Annotated in this window: 3 protein-coding genes and 1 pseudogene; 3 read left to right on the top strand and 1 reads right to left on the bottom strand. The window is 59.7% G+C overall.

Features of this window, described 5'->3' with window-relative positions:
• From QCE69_RS39060 to QCE69_RS39050, 3 genes and pseudogenes are all read left to right on the top strand, one after another.
• Positions 1–649 (top strand): annotated as a pseudogene (locus QCE69_RS39060) (hypothetical protein); the annotation flags it as partial.
• Positions 646–1632: a TniB family NTP-binding protein gene (locus QCE69_RS39055; RefSeq protein WP_309936116.1), complete on the top strand. Its 987-nt coding sequence runs from the start codon at positions 646–648 to the stop codon at positions 1630–1632. The pseudogene QCE69_RS39060 and the gene QCE69_RS39055, both read left to right, overlap by 4 nt.
• On the top strand, positions 1629–3500 hold the full coding sequence (locus QCE69_RS39050; protein WP_309936115.1) for a TniQ family protein: 1872 nt from the start codon (positions 1629–1631) through the stop codon (positions 3498–3500). The genes QCE69_RS39055 and QCE69_RS39050 overlap by 4 nt, the downstream gene beginning before the upstream one ends.
• Positions 3501–3759: 259 nt before the next feature.
• Here QCE69_RS39050 and QCE69_RS39045 read toward each other — a convergent pair whose 3' ends face one another.
• Positions 3760–4863, bottom strand: a complete 1104-nt coding sequence (locus tag QCE69_RS39045) for a hypothetical protein (protein ID WP_309936114.1) — start codon at positions 4861–4863, stop codon at positions 3760–3762.
• Between the last annotated feature and the right edge of the window lie 267 nt (positions 4864–5130).

Genomic DNA, 5130 nt, shown 5'->3' with positions numbered 1-5130 from the left:
AAGGAGCGACAACCATGACCGGATAACGACCGACAATCATCCCGGTCGACCGGCCAAAATGATTGTCGGTAAACCGGCCGTGCTGCTTGACGCTATCCACATCTCGCTTGAGCATGGGTTCAGGTACGGCGGCGATGCCAAGTCGTACCTGCTCAACAAGTATGGCGACCATGCGCAACTCCACGTGGTCTACAACCCCGACGATTTTCGCCAAGTCTACGTGTACGAGGGTGATGACTTCCCGCTCGTCACGCTAGTACACGAACACGTCCGGGATGACACGCCTGCATGGACCTTCGCGGAAGCCAAAGCCCGACTCGATTCGGGCATGGAGAACTGGCAAGCGCCGCACGAAAAGCGCCAGTTCGAGCGGGACATGGACGAAGCGGTCACTGGAAGCGCGAAAGCCAGCAAGGGCAAGACCCGCGGCAAGCGCGAGGAAAACAAGGAAACCGTGCGCCGCTCCAAAGATAACTCGGCCATCCAGCGCTCCATCGACCGACCGCTTTCGACGGTGGCGCCAGTCGTGCCCGCGCCTTCGGCCAAGCCATCGTTGCCGTCAGGAGGACTTCAGTCCGTAGACATATCGTATGACGACGCACCTTTGATGAACATTGTGAACAGAAACACTGGAGAAAAACTGCTGTGACGCCCGCTCAACAACTGCGCCGGGACATCGAAACTTGCGAGCTTCCGCATCCGATGTTCATGGAGCACCTTGATACGCTCAAAGAGCGCATTGATGACACGCTCGTGGGGTTTGCGCCCAAAATCGTTCGCGTTCCTGGTCCGAGTCGGGCGGGCAAATCGTCGCTCATCGCCAGTCTTTCTCGTGATTACCCCGCGAAACGCATCGACGGACGGCGCCATGTGCCCGTACTTGTTGTCGAGGTACCTCCCGGCGCCACGGCGAAAACCCTTCCTAAAAGTGTGCTCCGGGCGTTGGGCGTTCAGGTTCCCGGCAGCATGACGGCGGGCGCGATGTTCGACATGATGGTGACACAGTTGCGCCTGGCCGGTACAAAAGTCGTGATTTTCGACGAAATTTCGCACCTCGTCGATGACGGGGCACGCGTGCCCCCGCGCGCGGCAAGCGACTGGCTCAAGACTCTTTCGGACACGCTCAGCCTGACGCTGATTCTCTTCGGCATTCCGAAACTTGAGCGTCTTTTTTCGGCAAATGAGCAACTGCGTAACCGCGCCTGTCCCGCATTAAATTTTCTGCCGTACGACGCAACCGACGCTGACGAGATGACCGCCTACGCCTCGTGCGTCGTAAATTACGCTCGCCTGTTTTCGGCCGCAGGCTATCCCATTGATGTTCCCACGCGCGTGCTGACGCAGCAATGCTATTTGCTCACTGGTGGCCTGATTGGGCTGCTCGCTGACTTCATGCGGGAGCTAGCCCGCGTCATGCGAAACGAAGCACCGCGCGCAGTCACATATGCGGACTGCCAGAAGGCGATTAAATCCGTCAACCATGCCGGGTCACCTCACAGGCTGTCTTTCGAGGATGCTGGCATCGACGACGTGGGCGTGGAACCGGCGGCGCTGAAGCAGGCGTACGTTCATGTGCTGACCAGTAACGCGTCGTCAGTACCGGTTCGCACAAAATCAGGAGGCAAACAATGAGCCTTGCTCTCACATACGCCCCTAAGGACGACGAGTCCGGAATGGGTTACTACCGACGCCTTGCGGCAGACAACGCACTGTTCAACTGGCGCGACCTCGCGAGTACCGCGGGTGTCGAGCGCAATCGTCGCGCCTTGCTTACACGCACAGACGATATGGCCCGTAATCTCGACCTTGAACTGGCGTGGACCGAATTTGCCCTAAAACAGGAAAATTTCGGTCAGGGTTGGGGACGTCTGCACCGCGGGCAATCTGATGCTGTATGCCCGGCGTGTCTGGCTGAATCGCCTCACCTGCGACAATACTGGGGACACGCCTATGTCACGGCATGTGCGCGTCATCGATTCCTGCTTATCGACCAGTGCGACGCCTGTGGAAAGCACCTGTCGCCGGAGCGGCTCTACATTGGTTTGTGCTCGTGCGGCCACGACCTGAGCTGCCTGCCGCGCGTGCCGGCAACAACGGCGCAGCAATGGCTGTCGACGCTGATTGCGAGTAACGGACACCAGTCGGGCAGCATGAAGCCGCCTGTGCGCGGCGTCGACATCAATGTGCTGGTGAAGGTCGTCCGAACGTTGTGCCAATACGCAGACCCGACGCGCCCGGGTTTGCCGCGCGGCGCGGCGTTGCCAAAATTCGTTACCGAAGCGGTCGAATTTCTTTCGCCGCTTGAATCCTTGCTCTCTGACTGGCCAACGGGTTTCCGCAATCACGTCGAGCAGCGCATTGCCTCCGGCCGAAAAGAAGCGCGTACGCTGAACACGTTGCTCGGTGACTGGTACGTGAGTCTTCGAAAGGCCTGCCAGGGCACGACCCTCGAGCCGTTGCTCGAAATCATCATCGACGTCGCTGCCAGGAAATCCGATTGTGTCCTGGGCCTGGATTCAGCCAAGGGAATTGCCGAGGACGCGAGTGGATACATGCGCGCGCCAGATGCGGCAAAAGCTATCGGCGTTAGCGTCTCACGTCTTCACGACTCCATTGCCGCGGGCGAGTGTGAGCACCGCGCACGACGTACCGGCACGCGTGGCCAGCTGTTCGAAATTCCGTGCGGCGAAGTTGAGCGCATCCAGAGACAACGTGCCGGGTGGATTTCCGACGTCGTCGCCTGCGAACTGGCGGGCGTTACACCCGTCGTACTTGAGCGCATGAAAGCGGCCTGCGTAATACAGTCAGATATTCGCTGGCGCGAAGACCTGATGAAGGGCGGTCCGGTCAACCGCCAATCCATCCTCGATTTACATGAGTGCGTGGGGCGGTTGTCCCAGCACGCTGCGGTCATTGATGATGCAACGTGCACATGGGCGGCGCTAACCTGCCGGCGTATGGGGGAGCGCAAGGCTATCGAATCGCTGATGCTAGCCATCGCGAGCGGCAAGGTCAAAGCCGTCGCGCGTGGTCGGACACTGGGCGAAATGGCCTTCCTGAGGTCGGATGTGTCGCAGTATTTCGGCACACCGCTGCTCGAGGCCGGCATGTCAATTCAGCAGTTGGCCAAAGCGACCGGGTGGAAGTGGGAATCCATCCAGAACTGGGCGGACAAAGGACTGCTCGCGTCGGAGCTGATTCAGCGACGTGGTCAGCCTTGCCACGTCGTATTGCCGCACCAGTTGCTGGAATTCCGGCAACGCTATGTCCCGCTCGCGGACCTGGCCCGAGCCATGGGTACCAAGTCTTCGGCGCTTGCTCGCTTGCTGCCTGGCATCGAACTGGTTGGCGCTAAACAGCTTCCTGACGGCGCCACGCGCGGCGGGCTGATTCGGGTCGCCGACCTTGGGCGGCTGGCAGTTATCGGCGCGAGAGCCGGACACGACCTGTTCGTGCCCGCTTCCACCTCATCGCATGAAGTCACGGAACATGGCGATTGAGGCACGAAATGTCACACAGACAGCAGCACATTCTCGGACCACTGTACAGGCCACCGACCGATGGAACGCATCAGGTATCCGTACTTCTGCGGCGGGACGCGGAAAAGTCCCAGAGGGTTGTATCGACTGCCGTCATTTCAATCACCGCGACCGCACGCACGCATACAGTTGTGGCGAGCAAAAAGTTATTCGCTCGCCCCTTCCGTGTGCTCCGTAGACTTTTCGATGACTGTGCATGAAGCGCCCCTGCAGTGGGATGTCAGTCGACCTGGCCAGTGCCCCATTCAGAACGGGTGACAAGAATCTTCATCCCGTCTTTGGAAAAGTGATAGGCCGCTACGCGACAACAGGTCGGTGTCTTTGGGTCCTTCAGCCTTTCGAGAGCGCGAATCAGGCTGGCCTTGAAATTGCGCGGGTGGGATTTGTAACCCGAGAGCTTGTGTAAGCTGCTAATCCCCAGCCACTGGGGGCCGGCGTGGCCTGCATAGAAGGTTGCGAGCCATCCTCGCAACCCATCGTAGTTCATCACTTCATTGTCGACGGCGGTCCAGGCGCCCGGACCAAACAATTCCGCCACAGGGGCGGTCACGCGAAGCAGCAGTGCATCGCTCGCCTTGAAATCGCCGCCGTCGTCACCGTCCTCGAACGTCACGGACAGAAGCTTCGGTACTTCGATATTTAGGCGGTTGTAGCGCACGCGCAGTTGAGCAAAGGAGAGACGAAGGAGGCTGGCCCGAACTGCCCTGTGGGCTTTAACGCTGTATTCGTTTCCCATGCGGCGGGCAAACTCGTAGAAGGTCGTCTGTTTATGCCGGGAACTATCTTCGGGGCAAAGCGGTGTCTCCCGGTAGTAGTCGAGACAGGTGGCGTAGACCAACTTGTCAAACTGGCACAACTCGTATCCGCTGAGAAGCAGAGTCAGGTTCTGAAACGACCCAATTTCCTTTTCCACGACGAGCAAGCTGGGGTCACCCGCCAGCACGCCCCCGTTGTCGGCCTGCACCCTTCGCCCGGCAGAAAACAGCGCCGAACGAAGAAATGCATTGGGCAACGCGCGTGCCATCGACGACCAGGCCGGCAGGAACACTTCGGCGCCGCGGCGGGTTGCCTGTCGTCGCCTCGCGGTCCGAACCTCCTCTGTCGTCGCATTCGATGGGAGGTCGGCAATCGCCGGCTCAACGAGTGTCGCCTTTGCACGACGCTCGAGTCCGTCGGCGAAACGGTGAATTTGTTCCGCCGCATCGAAAACTGTACTTTGTTCACCGGGCAAGGCGGTACGCGCCGCTTCGGCCGTGCGGCTCGCGAGTTCGCGTAACTCAGCGACCTTGTTGCCGACCTGTTCTGACATGCGCAACTTAGTCATGGCGCGGCTCCGCGAGATGGGCGGCGCGCTGCGTTGGCGCCCACAGCACGACGGTGTCAACGAAGTCCGATGTCGCGGAATGGAGAGGGCGTGCATCCCGGACAACGCGGCTGCCGGGCGAGGAAGGTTGGTAGATAGCGGCCGCGTGAACGGAGGTTGCTGAAATGGCCATAGATAGTCGGACCTGCAAAATTGGGTTTTGTTCGTGGACGCCTCGGGGCATTCATCAGGTGGCCTTGTACTTTTCGAACTCAGGCAGTTGTAGGA

Source organism: Caballeronia sp. LZ032, assembly GCF_031451315.1.
GTDB lineage: Bacteria > Pseudomonadota > Gammaproteobacteria > Burkholderiales > Burkholderiaceae > Caballeronia.
Note: the sequence above shows the minus strand (reverse complement) of the source record. Positions and strands in the feature narration are given on the sequence as shown.

Coding starts and splice junctions, on each gene's coding strand:
- QCE69_RS39050 (WP_309936115.1), top strand. CDS start 1,629: ATGAGCCTTGCTCTCACATACGCCCCTAAGGACGACGAGTCCGGAATG.
- QCE69_RS39045 (WP_309936114.1), bottom strand. CDS start 4,863: ATGACTAAGTTGCGCATGTCAGAACAGGTCGGCAACAAGGTCGCTGAG.